General features: G+C 69.3%; 13 protein-coding genes and 1 pseudogene. 3 read left to right on the top strand and 11 right to left on the bottom strand.

Annotated elements, in window-relative coordinates:
- Positions 1 to 251: 251 nt before the first annotated feature.
- Genes ACZ3H8_RS36560 through ACZ3H8_RS36540 form a run of 5 tightly spaced genes read right to left on the bottom strand, consistent with a single transcriptional unit; the run spans position 252 to position 8,584 of the window.
- On the bottom strand, positions 252 to 4,301 hold the full coding sequence (locus ACZ3H8_RS36560) for a CHAT domain-containing protein (RefSeq protein ID WP_467409156.1): 4,050 nt from the start codon (positions 4,299 to 4,301) through the stop codon (positions 252 to 254).
- Positions 4,223 to 5,182 carry a hypothetical protein gene (locus ACZ3H8_RS36555; protein WP_467409155.1) on the bottom strand — a complete coding sequence of 320 codons (960 nt, stop codon included), beginning with the start codon at positions 5,180 to 5,182 and terminating at the stop codon, positions 4,223 to 4,225. The genes ACZ3H8_RS36560 and ACZ3H8_RS36555 overlap by 79 nt, the downstream gene beginning before the upstream one ends.
- Positions 5,183 to 5,186: 4 nt before the next feature.
- The gene (locus tag ACZ3H8_RS36550; protein WP_467409153.1) at positions 5,187 to 6,110 is read right to left on the bottom strand and encodes an AAA family ATPase; all 924 of its coding nucleotides are present in this window, start codon (positions 6,108 to 6,110) and stop codon (positions 5,187 to 5,189) included.
- A 7-nt stretch (positions 6,111 to 6,117) separates the two neighbouring features.
- The gene (locus tag ACZ3H8_RS36545) at positions 6,118 to 7,389 is read right to left on the bottom strand and encodes a toll/interleukin-1 receptor domain-containing protein (RefSeq protein WP_467409152.1); all 1,272 of its coding nucleotides are present in this window, start codon (positions 7,387 to 7,389) and stop codon (positions 6,118 to 6,120) included.
- A 43-nt stretch (positions 7,390 to 7,432) separates the two neighbouring features.
- Positions 7,433 to 8,584, bottom strand: coding sequence for a hypothetical protein (locus ACZ3H8_RS36540; protein WP_467409151.1), 1,152 nt, complete (start codon positions 8,582 to 8,584; stop codon positions 7,433 to 7,435).
- A gap of 413 nt (positions 8,585 to 8,997) precedes the next feature.
- Here ACZ3H8_RS36540 and ACZ3H8_RS36535 point away from each other — a divergent pair.
- A pseudogene (locus tag ACZ3H8_RS36535) lies at positions 8,998 to 9,209 on the top strand (Fe-Mn family superoxide dismutase); the annotation flags it as partial.
- Between the two features lie 120 nt (positions 9,210 to 9,329).
- On the opposite strand, the gene ACZ3H8_RS36530 reads toward ACZ3H8_RS36535, so the two are convergent.
- From ACZ3H8_RS36530 to ACZ3H8_RS36515, 4 genes are all read right to left on the bottom strand, one after another.
- Positions 9,330 to 9,572, bottom strand: a complete 243-nt coding sequence (locus ACZ3H8_RS36530) for an allophanate hydrolase-related protein (protein WP_467409148.1) — start codon at positions 9,570 to 9,572, stop codon at positions 9,330 to 9,332.
- Positions 9,573 to 9,897: 325 nt separating this feature from the next.
- On the bottom strand, positions 9,898 to 10,485 hold the full coding sequence (locus tag ACZ3H8_RS36525) for an alpha/beta fold hydrolase (protein ID WP_467409146.1): 588 nt from the start codon (positions 10,483 to 10,485) through the stop codon (positions 9,898 to 9,900).
- 15 nt (positions 10,486 to 10,500) lie between these two features.
- Positions 10,501 to 12,486 carry a hypothetical protein gene (locus tag ACZ3H8_RS36520; protein ID WP_467409144.1) on the bottom strand — a complete coding sequence of 662 codons (1,986 nt, stop codon included), beginning with the start codon at positions 12,484 to 12,486 and terminating at the stop codon, positions 10,501 to 10,503.
- 240 nt (positions 12,487 to 12,726) lie between these two features.
- Entirely contained in the window at positions 12,727 to 15,270 is a 2,544-nt protein-coding gene (locus ACZ3H8_RS36515) for a hypothetical protein (RefSeq protein WP_467409142.1), read from the bottom strand.
- Positions 15,271 to 15,420: 150 nt separating this feature from the next.
- Between ACZ3H8_RS36515 and ACZ3H8_RS36510 the strand changes: the two genes are divergently transcribed.
- Positions 15,421 to 15,711, top strand: coding sequence for a hypothetical protein (locus tag ACZ3H8_RS36510; RefSeq protein WP_467409140.1), 291 nt, complete (start codon positions 15,421 to 15,423; stop codon positions 15,709 to 15,711).
- A gap of 355 nt (positions 15,712 to 16,066) precedes the next feature.
- On the opposite strand, the gene ACZ3H8_RS36505 is transcribed toward ACZ3H8_RS36510, so the two are convergent.
- Both ACZ3H8_RS36505 and ACZ3H8_RS36500 read right to left on the bottom strand, forming a co-directional pair.
- The gene (locus tag ACZ3H8_RS36505; RefSeq protein ID WP_467409137.1) at positions 16,067 to 16,903 is read right to left on the bottom strand and encodes a helix-turn-helix domain-containing protein; all 837 of its coding nucleotides are present in this window, start codon (positions 16,901 to 16,903) and stop codon (positions 16,067 to 16,069) included.
- Entirely contained in the window at positions 16,900 to 17,628 is a 729-nt protein-coding gene (locus ACZ3H8_RS36500) for a peptidoglycan-binding protein (RefSeq protein WP_467409136.1), read from the bottom strand. Before ACZ3H8_RS36500 ends, ACZ3H8_RS36505 begins: the two co-directional genes overlap by 4 nt.
- A 262-nt stretch (positions 17,629 to 17,890) precedes the next feature.
- On the opposite strand from ACZ3H8_RS36500, the gene ACZ3H8_RS36495 reads away from it, so the two are divergent.
- The gene (locus ACZ3H8_RS36495; RefSeq protein ID WP_467409134.1) at positions 17,891 to 18,286 is read left to right on the top strand and encodes a hypothetical protein; all 396 of its coding nucleotides are present in this window, start codon (positions 17,891 to 17,893) and stop codon (positions 18,284 to 18,286) included.
- The last annotated feature ends 90 nt before the right edge of the window (positions 18,287 to 18,376 follow it).

Here is an 18,376-nt window from a genome sequence, read left to right as displayed (position 1 = left end):
TAGTTGTCGCTCGTTCAACTGGCGCGGCACCTGACCCCCAACTGTGCGAAGTTGCTCGCCAGCACTTTCGCGGCTGAGCCCCTGGCGGCGTGGGCTGATGAGGGCAGATGCGCGTTGAAGACGCCCCTAGCCGCTGCCAGGGTGACGGGCAGGGCTGTCGCAGGACGAGGCCCTGCCTGTGAGGGGCCGGCAAGTCGGATGAAAACGTCGCGGCGCCCGGGCGGCCGACCGCCACCCGTCCACAGCCGTACTCACGGGCCCAGGTGCACCACGCCGGCAGAGGCGAGCGGGTGGAAGGGGGAAGCCCAAGCGGCAAGTTCCTCCTGAAGGGCCGTGTGCAGGGCGCGCGCCGAGTGCTCCGGACGGAGCCGTCCGTCGGGGTCCACGAGCAACTTGTACACGTGAACCGCGATCCGCATGGCGGCTTCGTCCGTGACCCTGCCCAGCATCCCGATCACATGGCGGTAACCGGCGGCCTGGAAGGACGCGGCGATCGTCCACCCCCCGCTCTCGAAACCCCGATCTCCGCCCGCCGTTCCGCAGGCGGAGAGATAGGCCAGCGCCCCGTCGGCCACGAGGTTCTGCGGAAGATGCCGCCAGTTGAGGCCTTCCTCCGCATCGAACGCGAACTGCAGTTGGGGCACGCCCTCATGGAGGCGGGCGTTCCCGATGAAGTGGAAGAAGGGGTGATCGGCGAGGCGCGCGGCGACGTTCGCGACCGTGGCCTCCGGCCCACGAAGCACCTGGCTATCGGCAACGAGTCGCTGGATCCGTTCGGCTTCCCTGACTCCGGCCGGCAGCGCGTCGTCCGCGAGTACCAGCAGCATCCGCTGCTCCGGTCCTTCGCCCCGGTGCCTTTCGCGGGACCGCGCGGTCATGAGCGCCTGGACACTCGGGGTGTAGGAGTGGACCGCGTAGTCCAGAGCCGTGCTTTGGGGCAGTCCAGCCATGTGGAGGGGAAGCGTCGTGAACGGGCCGGTGGGACACCACCAGATCCGGGGAAGCGTGTCGGACGGGACCGAGCTGAGCGGCCGGGGGCCTTCGACGCCGGACTTGGCCGTGGTGGGACCGTACGGGGCGGGGCTGAACGTGGTGCGGCTGGTGAGCCCGAGAGCGGAGAGGACCGGCCACACCGTGCTTTCCCACAGCCAGTCGAGTACGCCCCAGGCCTCGCGGCCGTCCGGCCTGGCACTCGTCACCTGGTAGGCCCTCGCCCGGTTCGTCAGCTCGGTCAGGCTCAGGTCCGGCAGCGGGAGCGCCGACACCCCCTGGCGTGTCACCAGCAGTGCGTCGCAGCGGCGGGCGATCGCGCTGAGCACGACGACGGGACCTTCGCTCGCGGCCGCGACCATCCGATCCGCGCGCACGGGGATGAGGAAGTCCTCGAAACCGGGAACGGCACGGACCGCTTCCACCAGGTGGTTCATCCGGGCCTGCACCAGGTCGCTGCGCCGGAAGACCGGGGCGTCGGCCGGTCCGGCGTCCAGGTGGAGAAACGTCCAGAGCCAGCGGAGTTCCGCGGCGAGATCCGGTGCGACCCTGTTCAGCTGGTCCACCTCGGCATGGGAGTCCTTGGTCCATGCCGACAGAAGGACGCTTCGCTGCTCCAGGAACTCCAGCGCGCGCTCCGGTGCTCCCGCCTCGATCGCACAGGCCGCGGCTTCCCGGCTCCGCTCCTCCCAGGCCCTGATGACGGCTCCGCGCTCGCCCCCGGGCAGCAGCACGACCGGCGGGAGTTCCTTGGTGACGGTCTCGTAGCTCCGGATGACCTCGTCGTGAAGGTCCATCCGCATGGCCAGGCTTCCCCAGAGCAGTGCGGCCTGCAGCCGTTGCAGCGGCTGTGCGGACTGTTCATGGGCGATCCGCCGTGCGTCGTCAGCCGCGCGGCTGATCGACTCCTCGGACGCATTCGGCAGACGTGACACCAGCCCTGCTCTGGCCAGCAGAGCGGACGCCAGCACGGCGTGCACGGGCTGAGAAGTGGCGATGTCCTCCGCTACGGCATCCAGCTCGGCGAGTGCGCTGTCGAGATCTGCCCGCGTACCGCCGGTCGCGTGCAGTTCGACAAGGGCGGACGCGTATCCGGTGGCCTGCGCCACACGTTGGGAGGGACTGAGGTGGGACCGGCTCACCCTCGCCGCCCGGAAGGCGGCGACGGCCCTGTGCAGGGACTCGGTGTCTCCGGCCGCCCGGTACTTCAGCAGCAGGCACTCGCCCTGCTGCACGAGCGCCGTGTGCCGAGAGGGGAGCTCGGCGCTGGCCCCGTCGTCGGAGACGACCGGCAGGGCGACCTCGATGGCACGGCTGAGCTCCATCAGGTCACCCGTCTGCCGGAACCTGTCGATCAGACACCGGGTCAGGCTGTTCCGCGCCGCCCTCTGCCAGGCCGACGCCGTGGGCAGGGATTTGCCTGCTCCTTCTGCATGAGCCACGGCCTCGTCGAGTTCTGCCAGGTCGTGCGACAGGGTGAAGGACACGCGCAGCACTTCAGCGTGTGCGAGCCGCAGCCTGGCCCGCCGGAGTCGGTCGCCCGGAGGGCTGAGCGTGACGGCCGACCGCGAGTGTGCCCGGGCTTCGTCGAGTGCCTCCCGTGAGCCGACCGCCCAGAACCGGGCCAGGCTCACCGCGGCGATGGTGGCCGCTCGCTCGGACCGGTCGGCTCTGGACTCCTCGGGCGCGGAGCCGAGACGGGCCAGCTCCTCCGCACGAGCGAGGTCGTCGGGATTCCCTGTCGCGCCGAACCGAGCGACGAGAATGCGCGCCAGCGGCAGCGCGGAGGCCTCCAGCCCGTCAGCCGTCCTGAGCGCTTCGTCGGCGAGCGCCACAGCATGCTGAAGGATCTCCTCGCGCTGTTCGACCTCGTGGAGAACCGCGTACGTACGCAGCAGCTCGGAGACGAGTGGCACGGTGTCAGCCCTGCTTGCCGACAGCCGGTCCAACGACCTTTCGAGGGTGTCCACGGAGCTGTCCAGTTGAGCGAGGTCCCCCGTGTGGGAGAAGAGCTCGCGGAGGGCGGAGCCGAGCACGGACCTGACTCGTACAGCTGTGTGGGTGGTCAGGACGTTGGCCATGTCCTGGCTGATGCGGACAGCCAGTTCAAGTGGGCCCCGGGTGCCGTGGCGGAAGCCCTGGAGGTATGCCGCTTCCGCAGCCTCGCAGGCGAGTTCGGGGTACAGGGCCAGGTCGTAGCCGACCGCCAGGACACGTTCCGTCAGATCGAGTGCCTCGCGCAGGGCCACGAGGTCGTCCTCCCGGCGGAACCGGCCGAGAAGGTCTCGTATCGCCTCGGTCAGCCGCGGAACCAACTCGGGTTGTGGCTCGGGCCCGAGCAGGTCCCTCAGCACCTCGTACTCGGAGACCCCGGTCCGTGGCGACGGCGGGGTCGGCCGGTTGAGCTCGTAGACGTGACCCGCGCCGGTACGAAGGCTGATCTGCCCGGACCCCACCTCGACGCGGACGACGGCGGTCGCGTCGATCTGTACCGTCCGGGTGGCGGAGTCGGTGACGACCTCGACCACGCGCGGGTGGGTGTCGGGGACGAGGATCGCCGCCGCGGAGGTCCCCCGTACGTCCCCCAACAGCAGCGCCCTTCCTTCGCGCTGGACGCCGAGCCGGGCCTCACCGACGGCCGTGGCGATGGACGAGATGGTGGCGAGGGTGAGTTCCGGCGCCGTACCCGGGTCGAGGGACGGCACGTGGGGGCGGGCCGCGTTGGCGAGACTCCACGCGGTGGTGGTCGAACGGGCCTCGACGGGCAACCTCTTCCACGCCTCGGCGAACCAGCCCGCCAGGCCGGAGCGGTTCTGCCGCACGAGGGCGTGCAGGGCTCGGTTGAGGTGTTGGGCCGCGGCGTCGGTATCGCCGGTCAGGGTGTCCCAGGTGACCCGTTCCTCCAGGAGCAGCGCTGGTGACAGACTGCTGTGCACCTCGGTGACGATCTTGATGATCTCCCTGAGACGCGGGTCGGTCTCCAGTCTCTGTACCAGGCCTGCGCGCAGGTAGGGCAGGCATTCCGGGAGCAGCGCGATGGCCTCGGGCGTACGGGCGCCCACCCAGTCGCAGAACCACAGATCGGCTTCGGCGCCGACGTCCAGGTGCGGCAGTAGCCGGAGCCGGACCGCACGGATCAGTTCGGGTTCGATACGGGTGGCGATGCTCAGGACCGTGGCCAGCTCCAGCGCTCCGGCCGTGGGCGGAGGCGGCAGCTCCTGCGGTGGCGCGATCACGGCATCCTCACCCTGGCCCGGCCCGCGGTGGTGGTGCGGTCCCAGCTGACCAGCGGCAGCAGCCTCGTCATCCATGCGGGCCAGCGTTCGGGCGGGTTCGGAGAGAGCGCGACGATGCTGCATCCGGCACGGGTGACGAGTCCTACGAACTCCGACCACTCGGCCGGGGCGGCGCGGTGCGGGTCGTCAGGAGGGCCACCGAGCCCGAGATCCGACAGCAAGAGGATGCGCCTGCCGAACTCGGGAGGTGTGTACGCGGTGCGCGTCCAGCGTGCGCCGGGCCCGGTTCCGCGCTGAGGGGCATGGGAGAAGTAGCCCACTTCGACCAGATCGGCTCCGACCACCGTACGGACCTGGCCGATGAGTTGGTCCTGGTCGCGGCGGAACGGCTGCATACCGGGGCTCCGGTCGACCAGCACCTGCACGCCGTACCGCAGAGTGGGCACACGTCGGCGCGGCAGCCGTACCACCGGGCGGCCGTGGGCGAGTGTGTCGATCAGTGCTGGGATGTCCACGGGGCCTTCGCACACCTGACGGGAGAGCATGGCGCGGAGGATGGCACTGGTCCAGCGCGGAACGAGAAGGGGCAGATGCGGGAGCGGAACACGCTCGGGCGTCGGCCTGGCGAGAGGCTCCACCGGTTCACGCGGCGCGCTCGTACCCTCGACGCGCGCCGGACGGAGCAGCGGCAACTGCGCGGTCACGTCGGCGACTTCGTTCCGGTCCTCGGCGTCGGGTCGGGGCAGCGGTTCGGAGCGGGGCTCCGCGTCCGGCTCCTCAGGGGGAGCCTCGGCCCGGTGTTCCGGCGCGGGAGGGCGTACCGGGGGTGGGACGAGGTCCGTGCGGGGCACGCGGCCGACCAGACCCAGCATCTCCAGGACCTGCGCCTGCTCGCTCTCGGTCCGTGCCACGTCCAGAGCTCGGACGACATCGGCTATCCAGATCTGCGGACGCATCGCGTCACGGCTCCTGCTGCGGGGACTTGGTCAGCGTCAGGCTGCGGATGAGGGGCCATTGCGGATGGGCCGGACTGAGGTTCAGTGTGCGGCAGGCGCGCAGGGCGTCCAGGTATTCGGCGGTGCTGGGCAGCCGCTCGCGCCGGACCCCTTCGTCCGTCCGTACCTTCATGAGCTCGTCGGCGAGCGCACCGGCGAGGTTCAGTGTCGGTGGGTCCAGGGCCGCCCCCTCTTCCCGCAGATGCAGCTCCGCGATCCGCATTAGGCTCTCGCGGGTCGGGCCGGGCAGGGTGAAGGTGACACAGCGCCGCAGGAACGCCTGCGGGAGTTCGCGCTCCCCGTTGGTGGTGATGACGATCAGAGGCGTGCCGACGCCGGGCTCGCGGCGGACGGGAGTCCCGGTCTCGGCGACGGTGAACTCCTGTGAACCCAGCGGTACCAGCAGGCTGTTGGGCACGTCCGGGTCGGCCTTGTCGATCTCGTCGATCAGGACGACGGCGCCCTTCGTCAAGTGCTGCCGGTAGAACCGGTCGAGCGGGTCGTGCCGGTGGCGCGGCTTGAGGAGACCACCCCGGGTGTGGGCCGACTCGGGGGCGAGCGACCACCACAGGACACCGGGCTCGATGTAGTCGCCGTCGTTCAGCATGCCGCGGTGCGCCTGTGCGTCCGCCAGCCTGCGCACGCTGTCGAAGGTCCACAGCAGGTCGGTGGCCTGGGTACGGGACGTGACCACGTGCTCGTAGTACCGCATGCCGGTGTCGCGAGCGTAGAACGGTGCCAGGGACGACTTGCCGGATCCAGGGTCCCCGCTCAGCAGCAGGGGCCGGTCGGTGGCCAGCGCCACGTCGATTGCCAGCTTGAGGCCCTCCGGCATGTCGTAGACCCGGCCGTCCCTGGAATCGGGACCGTACGAGACGAGATCGGTCACGGGGCTCCTATGAGTACGTACCTGCCAGTTGTTCGTGCAGTTTGCTGAGGCGCTTGTTGCGGAGCTTCGCGGTCTGCTCGTCCTGCTGGGTGAGCAGGGGCCGCAGCAGTACCGCGTTCTCGAAGGCGGCCCGGACCTGTTCGTCCGGCTCCGGCGTGCCGGTCGGCACCAGGACGATCAGCCAGGAGAAGGCTCCGTGCAGCAACTTGACGGCCTGCGCGAACTCCGCGTCGGGCGGGCAGAGTTCGTTGATGACGAGGTAGTGGGTCCGCGTGTCGACATCATGGGGCAGCACCCGTTCGTCCTCGGCGTCGGCTTCGAAGAACTCCCGCCACACCGCGTTCTCCCACGTCCGGAACCGCTCCCCGACCCGGTCCTCGCCCATGGGCAGACTCCCGACCGACCTTACCTCGAAGCCCTGGGTGGCCGCGCAGGTCGCCCGGCGTATGTACTGTTCGGCCGTGCCGGTCGCCCGGGCGTTGAGCAGGACTGTCATCTTGAGGGGGTGACTGCCCGGTTCGGGGAGCACACCGCGGGCGGCCTCCTCGTCGACCCAGGTGGGCGCTAGCGCCGCGGTCAGCCGGCGGAGGGTGTCGTCCGGCAGTGCCGGGGCGAGGGCGTCGACAGCCGCCTCCATCCGCTCGGGAGGTGACACCAGGAACTGGTGAGCCAGGAAAAGGCAGCCGCCGTGCTGGGCGGTGACATCGGCCACGTACTCGTTCTCGGACTCGAGTGCCTGCGCGGCGTCGACCAACAGGCTGGACCGCTGCTGGACCTCGGAGAGATAGAGGCCGAGCCGTCCGAGCCAGATACTCATCGGGTCGTCGCCCGTGACCGCCTCGGGAAGCTTGGCGAACCGCTTCAGCACCTGGCCGGAGAGGCTCTTGGCATCCGGCTGCTCGCCGCGCGCGGTCCGCGCGAACTGGATCGGCCTGAGCTCCTCCAGCCCGGCGATCTTGACGGCCTCGGTGGTGAGTCCGTCCAGCAGGACGGGCACCACCAGCAGAGGTGCGCCGAGCGCCCTGCGCCACAAGAGGATGTTGACCTCGCGCCGTACCCAGGTGGACTCCAGCGCCTTCTTGTTGAGCAGAACGACCGCCGCGTCGCAGCGCGCGAGCCAGTGGACGATCTTGGGGCGCCACTCGTCGCCGGGCGGGATATCCGACTGGTCCACCAGCGGGTGGTGGTTCCGCCGCTTGAGGCGCTCCTCGATCCTCTGCAGGACAGCCATGGCGAACGCGTCGCCCCAAGCGCTGTGACTGATGAACACGTCCCCCACGACGCCGATTGTGATCCATCATCAGCCGCCATGGAGGAAAGTCTCACAAACCCGCGTCGAACTCGGGCTTGGCGACGATGATCCGCCATCTGCGGACCTCCTCCGTGAGCGTCGACTCTACCCGGACGGCCAAGGCGCGGAAGGAGGCGGCGACTTCCGGGCCGACGGGCTCGACGAGCAGCTTGCGGAGCGTGTTCTCGTGCCCCAGCAGTTCCTGGCGGGTCTCCCGGTAGGAGGCGGCCAACCGCTGTGCGGCGAGCAGGTTCTGCACGGCCAGCACGGTGTTGCACACGGGCGGGAGGCTCGCGGCGAGCAGGGCGATGACCGAGGCGGCCACCGTGGGCTCGTCCCCCTCCGGGCTGGACACGAGGAGCGCGGCGTACGAGAGAGCGATGGCGACGGCTGCCAGGACAGCGCCCTTGGCGACTCTGCCGAGGACGCTCTCCGTACGCCCGCACTTCTCGGCGGCCAGCTCGAAGAACAGTCCCTGGCGCCTGATCCGGTAGTCGAGGTAGGTGCTCATCCGGTCGGCGGTGTCGGTGCCGGCCTCACCCGGCCGCCGCCAGACCTCGTCCTGCCAGTGGCTCTCCGAGCCGTCCGTGTCCCGGTCGGCGAGGCGGGCGAATCCGTCGAGCTCGGCCGGGCCGGCACCGGCGAGCAGGCTCAGCCGCGCGTCGCGGATCCGCCCTGCCTCCTCGTCGGTCCGGCCCAGATAGGGCCCGACGCCCGCGAGGACGAGGAACATCTCACGGCGGAAGAGCTCGGCCCTGACCCGGCTGGTCACCCAGGGACGGGAAGGTTCCTGCTCGGTCCAGACCGTCCAGACCATGGAGACGAGAAGAAGGCACTCGGCGAGGACGAATCCCAGTCCCAGGTGGCTGCCGTGGTCGAGGAACACGGTCTGGACGGTCAGGAACACCACCGCCAGCGCGGGCAGGACGGCGAGCCGGATGCCGGTCGCCCGGAACCGCCCCTGGTGGTCCACCGCGCTGTCACCCGCCGGGCGCGGCACGATGTTCGGGTAGTCGATCAGCCTGCGTACGGCGGGTGCGGGGGCCCATGCCGTGCGCTGCGGCCGGCTGGCCCGACGGCGGCGACGGTGCGCCCACTCCCGGCCGAGCAGATATCCGCTGTCCAGGAGAACCAGGAGCCAGAGCGCTCCGACCACCGGCAGCGCGACGACCAACACCGGCACCCGGGTCAGCAGAGCTGCCGCTGTCCAAGCCGATAGGATGGCGGAGCCACCGACAACAACCTGAATCCGTCTGACAGTCCGCATGCTCCCCCTACCTGCACGGGCCGAGGGCGAGGGTACCTAAGATCGCCCAAGCCCGGACCGTGGAACCCCCGAAGATCTGGCCTGATCGTGGTGCAGCGTTTGCGGGCCAAGCCCAGGTCGTCTCAGCGTGAGCCATAGGGAGAGGACCAAGGCGCGCGCCGAACAGCTTCAGCCAACGAACAATCCCCAGGTCAATGACCTGCGGTTTCATCATGGAGCGGGTGACGAGAATCGAACTCGCGCTCAGCTTGGGAAGCGACGGCGCTTGGGCGATCGCATGGCTGCTGACCTGCACAGATTCGTCGTGCAAGCGGTGTTGAGCTAACCCCGTCGAGCAGGTCTACGACCACCCTGGCGGCGTCGGCCAGGGCTCGACCCCGATCCTGGTCTTCGACGCCTGGGAGCACGCCTTCTACTCCAGTACAAGAACCAGCAAGGTCGACTTCATCGACGCCATGTGAGCCGTCGTCAACTGGCGGGAATGGCCCGGCGTTGGCCCGCTGCCAAGGGGTGTGGGATCAGCCTGCTGCTCGCGTCGTGACGGCGTAGGCGCGTCCGCACGGATGTCCTGCTCGTGATCGTCTTCGCAACCTTCTACGTGGCAGGCAGCACAACGAAAGGCTCTCGCAAGGACGTGACTTGTGGGAGTGCTTCCGCTGTTTCAGCTCATGGCCAAGTAGGGGAGCCAGTCACCGTGGCGAGTGACGTCGTCTCCCGCGGCCGCGGCGTACTGCAAGCCCAACACCTTGGATTCGTACTCGAGTTGGATGCGACCCAGTGACATGAGGGCGGGCGGCGCCGCGAGGGAACGGCCGAGTGCGGCTGGTGACAGGGGCCAGAGGTCGTCGCTGATGGCGCTGCGGGCCTTCGCGTAGTGGCGTTTGGGCAGCAAACTGAGCGTCAACAGTTTGCACGTACCGCCCACTCTGCACGTAATGCACATCGACACCGTGTCTGATTTGTGGAGCACAGAGCTCTGACCTGCCATTTCCTTCCACATGTTTTTGTTTAACATGTTTCCGATGACGCATCACGTGGAGCTTCCGTGCTCGGGTACCTTGGCGGTTGTCTTAACGGAGGTTGGCGGATGCGAGCCATGACAAGGGCACCTAGGCCATCAAGCTCTGAGCGATCGTAGAAGCCCATCCACGGGCCGACGGCGACCTCGACTCCGGATTGTCGCCGCCGACAGCAGGTGCAGGCCCGCAGGAGTCCGAATCCTCCCCGCCCTAAAGGACGGGGCATCCTCGGAGGAATCCGGTGAACGAGGACCATCTGGCCCGACCGGATCGCCAAACGCAAGCGCCCCCACGCGCTCCCGCGGGGCCTGCCGAAGCCCTCGGCCAGCGGGCGTCGGTGTCTTGGCGTGGGCCACCATCGTGGCTCGCGTTGCTCTGCGGCCCGTGGGCGGGGGCCGGTGCAGCGCGCATCGGCATGGGCATGCACGGAGAGCGGGGGACCCAGTGGTGGACGACGCTTTGGTGCGGGACATCTCCCGGATCCTCCATGCGAGGCCGCGTCGACTTGCCCGACCCCTGCAGGTCCATCATGAACACGTCGTAGCCGGCCTTGGCCAGCGCCTCGCCCCACCCGTACGTGCTGTGCTGGAGATCGAAGCCCGCCAGCACGGGAACGCTCCTGCCGTGCAGCATGAGTACGGCCTTCCGCGCGGCTGCGGGACCGGAGGGCGTGCCGTCGTGCTCCCGTACGAAGAGCTCGATCTGCTGGTCCTTCATCGCGGGGACGGTCGAGGTGTGCAGGACCAGGTGGTCGGTCGTTTTGATGGCCAAGACGAGTCCTTCCGTCGGCTCGGTCATGAGCGGGGGGATGGGTCAGCGGTACAGCCACCAGCCGTCGCCGCCGTCGAGGAATCGGGCCACGACTCCTGCTCTGGCACGCGCCACGGCGGAGACCGCGACGTAGCTGCGGCCGGCGACGGTGCGGCCCAGTGAGACGTCCGCGAACGGATTGAGCCTCCATCCGAACGCGGGCTCCACCGAGGGATTCTCATCCGGAGGCCGCTGACCGGGCGGCGCGGTGGGCGGGATCGCCGACAGCGGCTGTGGGGGATCCGGCTCCCAGACACCCTTGCGCAGATGAAGCCGGTAGACCATCAGAGCGAGGTCGTGGGAGAGGGCACAGACCTCGACGAGTGCCGGAGACACCGTGTGGGCGGCGATCCGGGCGTGCGGGGTCAGCTGGTGCTCGGGGCGGCCGAGGGGACGCGGCGGCTGCCAGCCGTGCCCGGTGCGGAAGTCGGCCAGATACAGCCGCAGGTCGCGGCCGATCCCGAACACCAGCAGGTGATCGGGGCCGGGAGCCACCGTGGCGAGGGCACCCCCCGGGAGCAGAGAGGGGGTCTTCTCGATCACTGTGTGCGCCGTCCCTGGGAAGGCGGGGTGCCGAGGGGACCAGAAGGCAGTGGACAGCCGCGTCTCCTGGTTGAGGAACACCACCTCGACGGTCTGGCCGCGGATGGTTGAGGCGAGCGCGCTGAATGGGTGCAGTCGGAGGTTTCCGGCCATGGGTGCCGGCTTGCTCCAGGCGCCGGTGGCCGAACGCCTCTGGGCGTGCAGCCGGTGCTCCGTGGAGACGGTGAACAAGTGGACTGTCCGATCCGCCTGTTGGGTTGCGGCGATAGCACGCGGGCGCCGATGCCGCAGACCGGTCGAGGGAACGGCCGCGACGGTCCATGCTGTGCCTTGCAGCCGCCATTCGATCGGCACGCCCTGCAGGCTCTGCGAGAAGAGGGTTTCCGGGTGGCGGGGTGGCACGGCCACCACGGGGGCGTCCGGTTCGACCGGGTTGGGTGGCGGCGCCTGCGGAGGGTGCGGCCCGCTGCCTCCGGGCCGCACCACTTCCAGTTTCATGGTCGGCAGCTGGGCGGCCGGGTCGTTTCGTACGGGTTCGGTGAACGAACTGCGGACCACCTGGGCGTCGCCTCGTCCGCTCAGGGCCACCAGGCGCGGCTCGGCCACCGGATACGCCGGGTTGCGTACCAGGGCGCAGTTGAAGTCGAACGGGGACATCGGTGTGAGTGACGGCCGTGTCTTGATGATCGGGGTCAGACGCTGCGGCATCTCGCCGACGTAGAAGCGGAACTGGAGTCCCACCGGCCATGCGTGCCAGGGGGTCTGCGAACTGCCGGCGGGAGGGGGCACCACCGCGGACCGCATGGTGACGTTCGTGTGGGGCTCTCCGACCACGATGCGGTTGCGATGGAAGGCGTCGAAGGGCGGCTGGTGGCTGTCCGAGGAGCCCGGGTCGTGATCATCGATGTGTACGTCCCAGACGAACAGGTCCGGCCGGGCCCGCAGCAGCGGCCGTGCGACCGGACTGTGGCAGTAGAAGCCCGGTCGCATCGCGGGCGCGCCGCCAGGGCCGGGTGTGGTGAGCTCGTCGAAGAACGCCAGGTAGTAGTCGCGCAGCGCCTGTTCGTCGCGGCTGTCGAGATCGAGCCGTTCAGCGTTCTCGTTGTCCACCATGACGACCGAGCCGGCCCAGGACGGGTTGGTGTCCCGGATGATGGTCTTCGCGTGCTGGGCGTGCAGACGGCCGCGCGCGGGGGTCGGTTCGCCTGGCGGTGGATGCACGAAGCGCTTGGCGGACCCGTCGTTGGGGCTGCTGTACCCGACGTAGAAGAAGACGATGCCCCAACCCGCCTCCCACACCCCCTGGAGACGGTCCATCCAGTGCCGCTTGGACGACCTGGAAGGACTTGTGAACTGCGCACTGTTGCCCCCCAGCGGCGGCCCGTCGACGTACGCGCCGGCGAAACGGAGGTTGGAGGCGTCGAACAGTGTGGTCAGCCACGACACCTGTGGAGCCTCGCCTCTGTCGACCCCGAAGAGGTGGGGCTCGATGTGCAGCTGCTTGGCGGGTGCTGGAGTCGTCTGCGGCCGTGCCGGTGGCGACGGGGACGGTGGGGGAGTGGGACGGTGCGCGCCGGAGGCCGGCCTGGAAGGCCGGCTCGGCTGCGACGGAGCAGCGGGTCGCGAAGGACGCTGCACCATGGGCGTCTCCCGGAGGGTGAGGAGGTCGGGAAGGGACGTTCCGGGCTACGGCTCGGCGGTGGCGGACGTCTCCTTCCAGTTCCCGTTCGCGTCCTGCTCCCACGCCGGAAGCGCCGTCTTCGTCTTGAGCCGCACGAGGGCGGTGGGCACCCGGATCTCCCAGGGTTTGCCGACGGGGCGCTCGTCACCCGTGGCGCCGGTGGTGCGGCTGATCTCTTCGGAGATCGGCACGTAGTCCGGCTTGTTGAGCGCCGGTACGGGGCCGCCGCCCCAGATCTTCCCGAACTGGAGGAAGTACCGGATGTCGTCCTCGAAACCGAGCCTGACCGGGAAGACCACCCGCGCCGCACCGGCCCGCAGGAACTCGGTGAAGGTCGGATCGGTGTCGCTCACCAGCGCCCGGGCCCGCCACCGTGTCTTCTGGGCCCAGAAGTAGGGGTAGAACACGTACTGCAGGTTCTCCCACTCGAAGGCCTGCTCGAAGAATCGGATGTAGTCGCCCTGCTTCTGGGCACGATCCAGGTTGATCTGCGGGATCTTGTCGGTGGTACTCGTCTCGATCGCGCCGAGCCCGTCGAAGTGGTCCTGCGTGAGCAGTGTGATGCACGCCTTCTTCAGCTCGCCCAGGATCAGATCCCGGTTCTCGAGCGGATTGCGCCCCTGCGGAGTGCCGAGGGCCTGCACCTGGGCCTCGGCCACCGCCTTGTCATAAGCCTGCTTCATGCTGTTATACGCGGTGACGATCCCGTCGTACGTCTTGTGCTTCCACTTCTTCAGGTGCTCGTCGGTCCGCTCGCAGTGCAGGTTGAACGCCGCCGCGAAGTTGCGGGTCTTGAAGGCGCTGGCACCGACCGCGACTGCGTTGGGCACCTTGTCGGTGAACGTGTAGACGCGGGTGTTGCTGTCCCAGGTCCCCTTGGGACCCAGTGCCAGCTGGACGTCCGGGAAGGTCGAGCCGCCCGTGGGAGCCAAGCCGTTGCCCCGCATCGACCACGCCAGGGAGACCGCTTGGTAGCCGTCGGGAACGGGCATCTCGAGCGTCTTCGTCAGGACACCCGGCTCCTCGTTCGTCTGCGCCTCCATAACCTTGCCGACGGACGCGAACTCAGGCGGCGGCGGCTCCAGGCCTGTGGCGCGGTACTTCATAGCGACGAGCTGATAGTTGCCCTTGTGCAGGTCGTCGGGCTTCTCCGCCAGCGCCGACGGAAGCTCTGCGACCAGGGTCGACTGCCCCTGCCTGCGCACCGTGTCGATGAGGAACGCCGCCGGCTCGGGTACGACAGTGTCGAACAGGACCCGGCTGCCGTAGTTGTACATCTGAGCACGGGATACCCTGTCGATCCACTGGTACAGGCCGCTGATGTTGGAGCCACCGAGGCCACCGGTGCCGGCCTTGTTGTCGAAGGCGTGCTTGTTGAACTCCTCGAACTCCGCGACGGTCTTGCGGATGTGGGCCTGCTTGGACTTCTCCGACAGCTTGGACGCGGCCCTGCTCGTGACGTCGCGCGAGACGGCGGAAGCCTGCTTGACCGACGTCTCCTCGCTCTTGTTCAGCGCGACCGCGACGTCAGCCTTCACCTCGACGCTGAAGCCGTACTTCGCCGTCACGTTGAGGCCCGTCTTGAGACTCGAGTCCTCCTTGACGACATCGCTGGCCTCGCGCTGGAGCGAGAACCGGTCCGTCGTCTGAGTGTCGCGCTCCTCCTCCTTGGTGGTCTCCGTCTCCGTCGAGACCGTTTCCTCGGAGCGCTCGAGCCGCCGTGTCTCCCGCTCACGGACCTCCGACCGCAGCACGTTCTCGATGTGGGCGAGCTCGCCCCCCTGGTACCGCAGGATGTGCTCCCGCACCACGATGAGATCGCCCACGCCGACAGGGCGCAGGGTGCCGACCTTGCCGAACGGAAGCCCGCCCGTTGGCGGTGGCTCGTACTCGCTCTCGTCCGCCTGCACCTCGGCCAGCTCGAAGGTCATGCCCCGGCTGGCATACAGTCCCGGCCGGAAGGGCTCCGAGTCCGCCGCATCAGCGGCATAGTCGCCGCTGGGCGAAGCCTCAGAGGCAGCCCCGTCGCTCGGCTCGGCCCCTTCCCGTGCCGCTTCGGTGTCGTCGGCCGGCGGCGGGGGAGGAGCCAGCTCCACAGGCCGCCGGCGCAGCGAGCCTGTGGTGAGCGTCGCGGCCCGGGCCACGAGGTCGACCCCTTGCAGGATGCGCATCAGCCGCGGACTGGCCGAGGGCCGGTCATGCCCCGCCTGGAGGATCTGCACCGCGGCGTCGGACAGAGTGACGACGTCCGCCTTCCATTCGGGAGTGGCGACCAGCGGACCCGGTTTCTTTCCGTACTTCTGTTCTGATGCCGTCGTGATGTCCGCGACAGTGTGCTCCGGCGCCTCGCCCAAGGCCGTGATGAAACTCAGGTGGGCGTTGTTGAGATTGGTCTTCGCGAGGATTGCATCCAGCGTGCCCGGATGCGCGGGCGGAGCGGAGGAGGCGGTTGTCGCCTGCGTGACGGATGGTGCCGAGGCCTTGATCTGGAAGCGGTCTTCGACGGCCTCTGCTGGCCGGATGACGGTAAGTCGGAGCAGCTCATCCACGGCATTCTCCTGACATGGACTGACACGCGATGGTGCGCAGCACAAAGATGCCGGCGTTGCGCCTTCGGCTCACGCCGGGTGATCACCAAGGACTGTACCGCTGACGCTCCGACCTCACGCAGGAAAGTTTGAAATTCTTCGCGTCAAACCTTGCTGAAACGTTTCTCATCCTGTAAGGGCGGTGGCAGCATTCCCTGGCAGCGGATCGCCGAAGGCCCGACGCCCGCTCCCGCCTCCACCGCGGCGAGTACCGCCGTTGACCGGCTGCTGGTCGGATCGCCCAAGGCACTGGTGGCGACAGCGTCGAGTGCGGTCTTCGTCTCGAATCTGTCCAGTCACAACAGCCTGTCCACTCGGACCTTGCAAGAAGGCTGGTGGCGCATCTTCCGCAAAGCCGCCCTCGCCGGCCGGTCATTCGCTACCCGCGATGACATCGACTAGGCCACGGCCCTGGCCACCGACCAACTCAACTCCCATGCCAGCCCCTGGGTCTGGGGCAGACCCACACCGCCAACTCGCTTACCACGGCGCCGATATGTGTACACCGTTTGAGGAATCCAGCACTAGCGACCGGCTACCCGCACCATCAGCGGAACGCCACAAGACCGCATAGATGCGACTCTTGGGAATTTCGTCACCCCATGCGTCGAACGGCTTGACCACCTTGGGGAGGAAGCCCAGGGGATGCGGCTACAGTCACGCCAAAGGGGGGCCCGGAGCCACTGGCATTGGCTCCGGGCCCCCTTTCGAACCAGCGCCGGAGTCTGAACAAGAAGACGGACCCCAGGGTCCGGGATCACTGCGGAGGGGCTCCGGTGAGGCACTCGGGCAGGCTGCCGGAGGCCGCGTGCAGACAAGCGCGGGCCGAGGCCGGGTCCTCGGCCGCGGCCATCGGCGTCGAGCGGTACGCGGTGGAGTCGCTGGGTCCGGCGACCACGCGCTGAACGGGTCTGCCGGGAACGGTCAGCTCGACCCTGTCTCCCGCCCGCAGTCCCGTCGCCCGCACCCACACCGCGCCGCAGGACTGCGCGTACCGGATCTGCAGCCGCTGTCCGCCGGTCGCGGTGCGGGCGCCGGCCGGGGTCACCATCCCCGCGCCGCCGCAGGCCATGCGCACCGGGTCCTGCCCCTCGCACGCCGGGCCGGAGCAGCCGGGCAGACGCGGCGGGGAGGACTCGGACGACGGCGCGGAGTCCGCGGACGCCGGGGGTCGCGCCGAGCCCTCGTCTCCCCGCGCGGCCAGTGCCGTCGTCACGGCGCCGGCCACCACCGCACCAGCGCACACCAGGAGCGCGGCGGGCCCAAGGCGCGGCGCCGTTCGCCACGTACGGCGGGGCGGTACCGGAACGTCCTTGGCCACCACGGCCGTTGCCGGTGCCGACCGCCCGCTCCACGCTGCGTCGGCCAACTCCCAGAGCGCGAGCAGCCGTTCCACCGGCTCTCCGGCCAGTACGCACAGGGCCTGCACCGCCTGCCGCGGCACCGGCTGCTTGCCGTTGAGGTAACGCTCCCAGGACGACTTGCTGTACGGGGTGCGCGCGGCGAGCGCGGCCAGACTCAGCCCCGTACGCTCACGCAACTCCCCCAGATGGGCGGCGAGTTCACCGCACTCCACCGCCTCGCGCGCGGTCACCTGCGCAACTCCCCCCAGGTGTCGGGCCCGACGATCCCGTCCTGGACCAGCCCGCGCTCCTTCTGGAACTTCCGTACGGCGGCCTTGGTCCGCTCCCCGTACACACCGTCCTTCGTACCGGGGTCGAATCCGTTGCGTTCGAGCAGGCACTGAGCCTCAGCCACGGCCGGCCCGCGGCTGTCGATGTCGAGCAGCGCCTCGCGGGTCACGCTGTGCCCCGCGTACGGCATTCCGTCCTTCTCCCCCTTCTCGCAGCTGTACGTCACCGGCGCGGCGGGCTCGTTCTGCCACAGCCGCGCTGTCGCCAGCCCGGCGCCGAACGCGAGGACGAGAGCGAGGGCGAGAACGGTGAGCGTGGCCGCGCCGCGGGCTCCGGAAGTCCGCACGGGTGCGCCCTCCGTGCTCCCTGCGGCCTCGGGGGGCACGTCCGCCCCGTCGTCCACGGGCGCCGTCTCCCCGGACTCCTTCGTCCGTGCCGCCACCTCGTGCAGGACGAGCAGCCGCGTCGGCGCCGTGCCGGTCACCGCCGCCAGCTCCTCGACGGCCTGACGCGGCACAGGCTGCTTACCGTTGAGATACCGCTCCCAGGACGAGCGGCTGTACGCGGTCCTGGACGCCAGCGCGGCGAGGCTGAGGCCACTGTGGTCCTTGAGCCTGCGTAACTGGACGACGAGTTGGCGCTCACGCTCGTCGAGCGCGGCGGGCAGTTCCTTCCATCGGGTCATGTGAGTTTCCCCCTCCTTCATGTCAGGGGAGCTCCGCCCGCGCGGGACGGTTCCCTCCGGCGCGCGCCTCCACTCGATCCGGACACCTCCCTCCGTCCCACGGCCGCGTCATGGGACGCCATGTCCCAGCAGGTCGGCGGGGAGTCCGTCCCACAGCGGCCCGTACCGGCCAGCTCCCCTGGCGCGGCCCGGAGTTGGCGCAGGACAGTCGTCGCCGTGCCGGGCGGCAGCGCCCGGCCGACAACGGAGGGAACCGACATCCATGAACGCACGCAAGAGCCTCGCCCTCGCGACGGCGACGATGGCCCTCGGCGGCGGGCTCGCCCTCGCCCCCGCGGCCGGTGCCGCCGAGGCGGGCAGCGGCGACTCGGCCGCTGCCGCGGCCCCCACGTGCCGGCAGGACAGCATCACCGTGCCGTCCGACCGCGGCGCGGTGGCCTACTGGGAGTGCCGGCGCAAGGTCAACAACAAGTGGCAGTCCAGCGTCCAGATCTGGGTGTACGACAAGAAGGCCGACGGCAAGTGCGTCTACGGCCACGTCAAGATCGGAGGGTGGTACAAGGCCTACAAGGCATGCCCCCAGGGGAACAACGTCAGGGGAGCCCGCACCGGCTGGCACAACGGCTACGACGCCCAGGTCTGGATGACGATCCACTGACCACGGCGGCAGGTACAGCAGTGGCCCGCACCCTCACGGGGAGGACGCTGTTGGTTAATTCGGGCCCGGCGTGACGTCGGCCTCCAGGAC

The organism is Streptomyces sp. NPDC002868 (genome assembly GCF_055563295.1).
The sequence above is the reverse complement of the archived record's forward strand: the minus strand, read 5'-3'. Positions and strand labels throughout refer to the sequence as shown.

Excerpts from the sequence above, each read along its gene's own strand:
- ACZ3H8_RS36555 (WP_467409155.1), bottom strand. The coding sequence starts at position 5,182 with ATGCGTCCGCAGATCTGGATAGCCGATGTCGTCCGAGCTCTGGACGTG.
- ACZ3H8_RS36560 (WP_467409156.1), bottom strand. The coding sequence starts at position 4,301 with ATGGATGACGAGGCTGCTGCCGCTGGTCAGCTGGGACCGCACCACCAC.
- ACZ3H8_RS36525 (WP_467409146.1), bottom strand. The coding sequence starts at position 10,485 with ATGACCGAGCCGACGGAAGGACTCGTCTTGGCCATCAAAACGACCGAC.
- ACZ3H8_RS36500 (WP_467409136.1), bottom strand. The coding sequence starts at position 17,628 with ATGACCCGATGGAAGGAACTGCCCGCCGCGCTCGACGAGCGTGAGCGC.
- ACZ3H8_RS36495 (WP_467409134.1), top strand. The coding sequence starts at position 17,891 with ATGAACGCACGCAAGAGCCTCGCCCTCGCGACGGCGACGATGGCCCTC.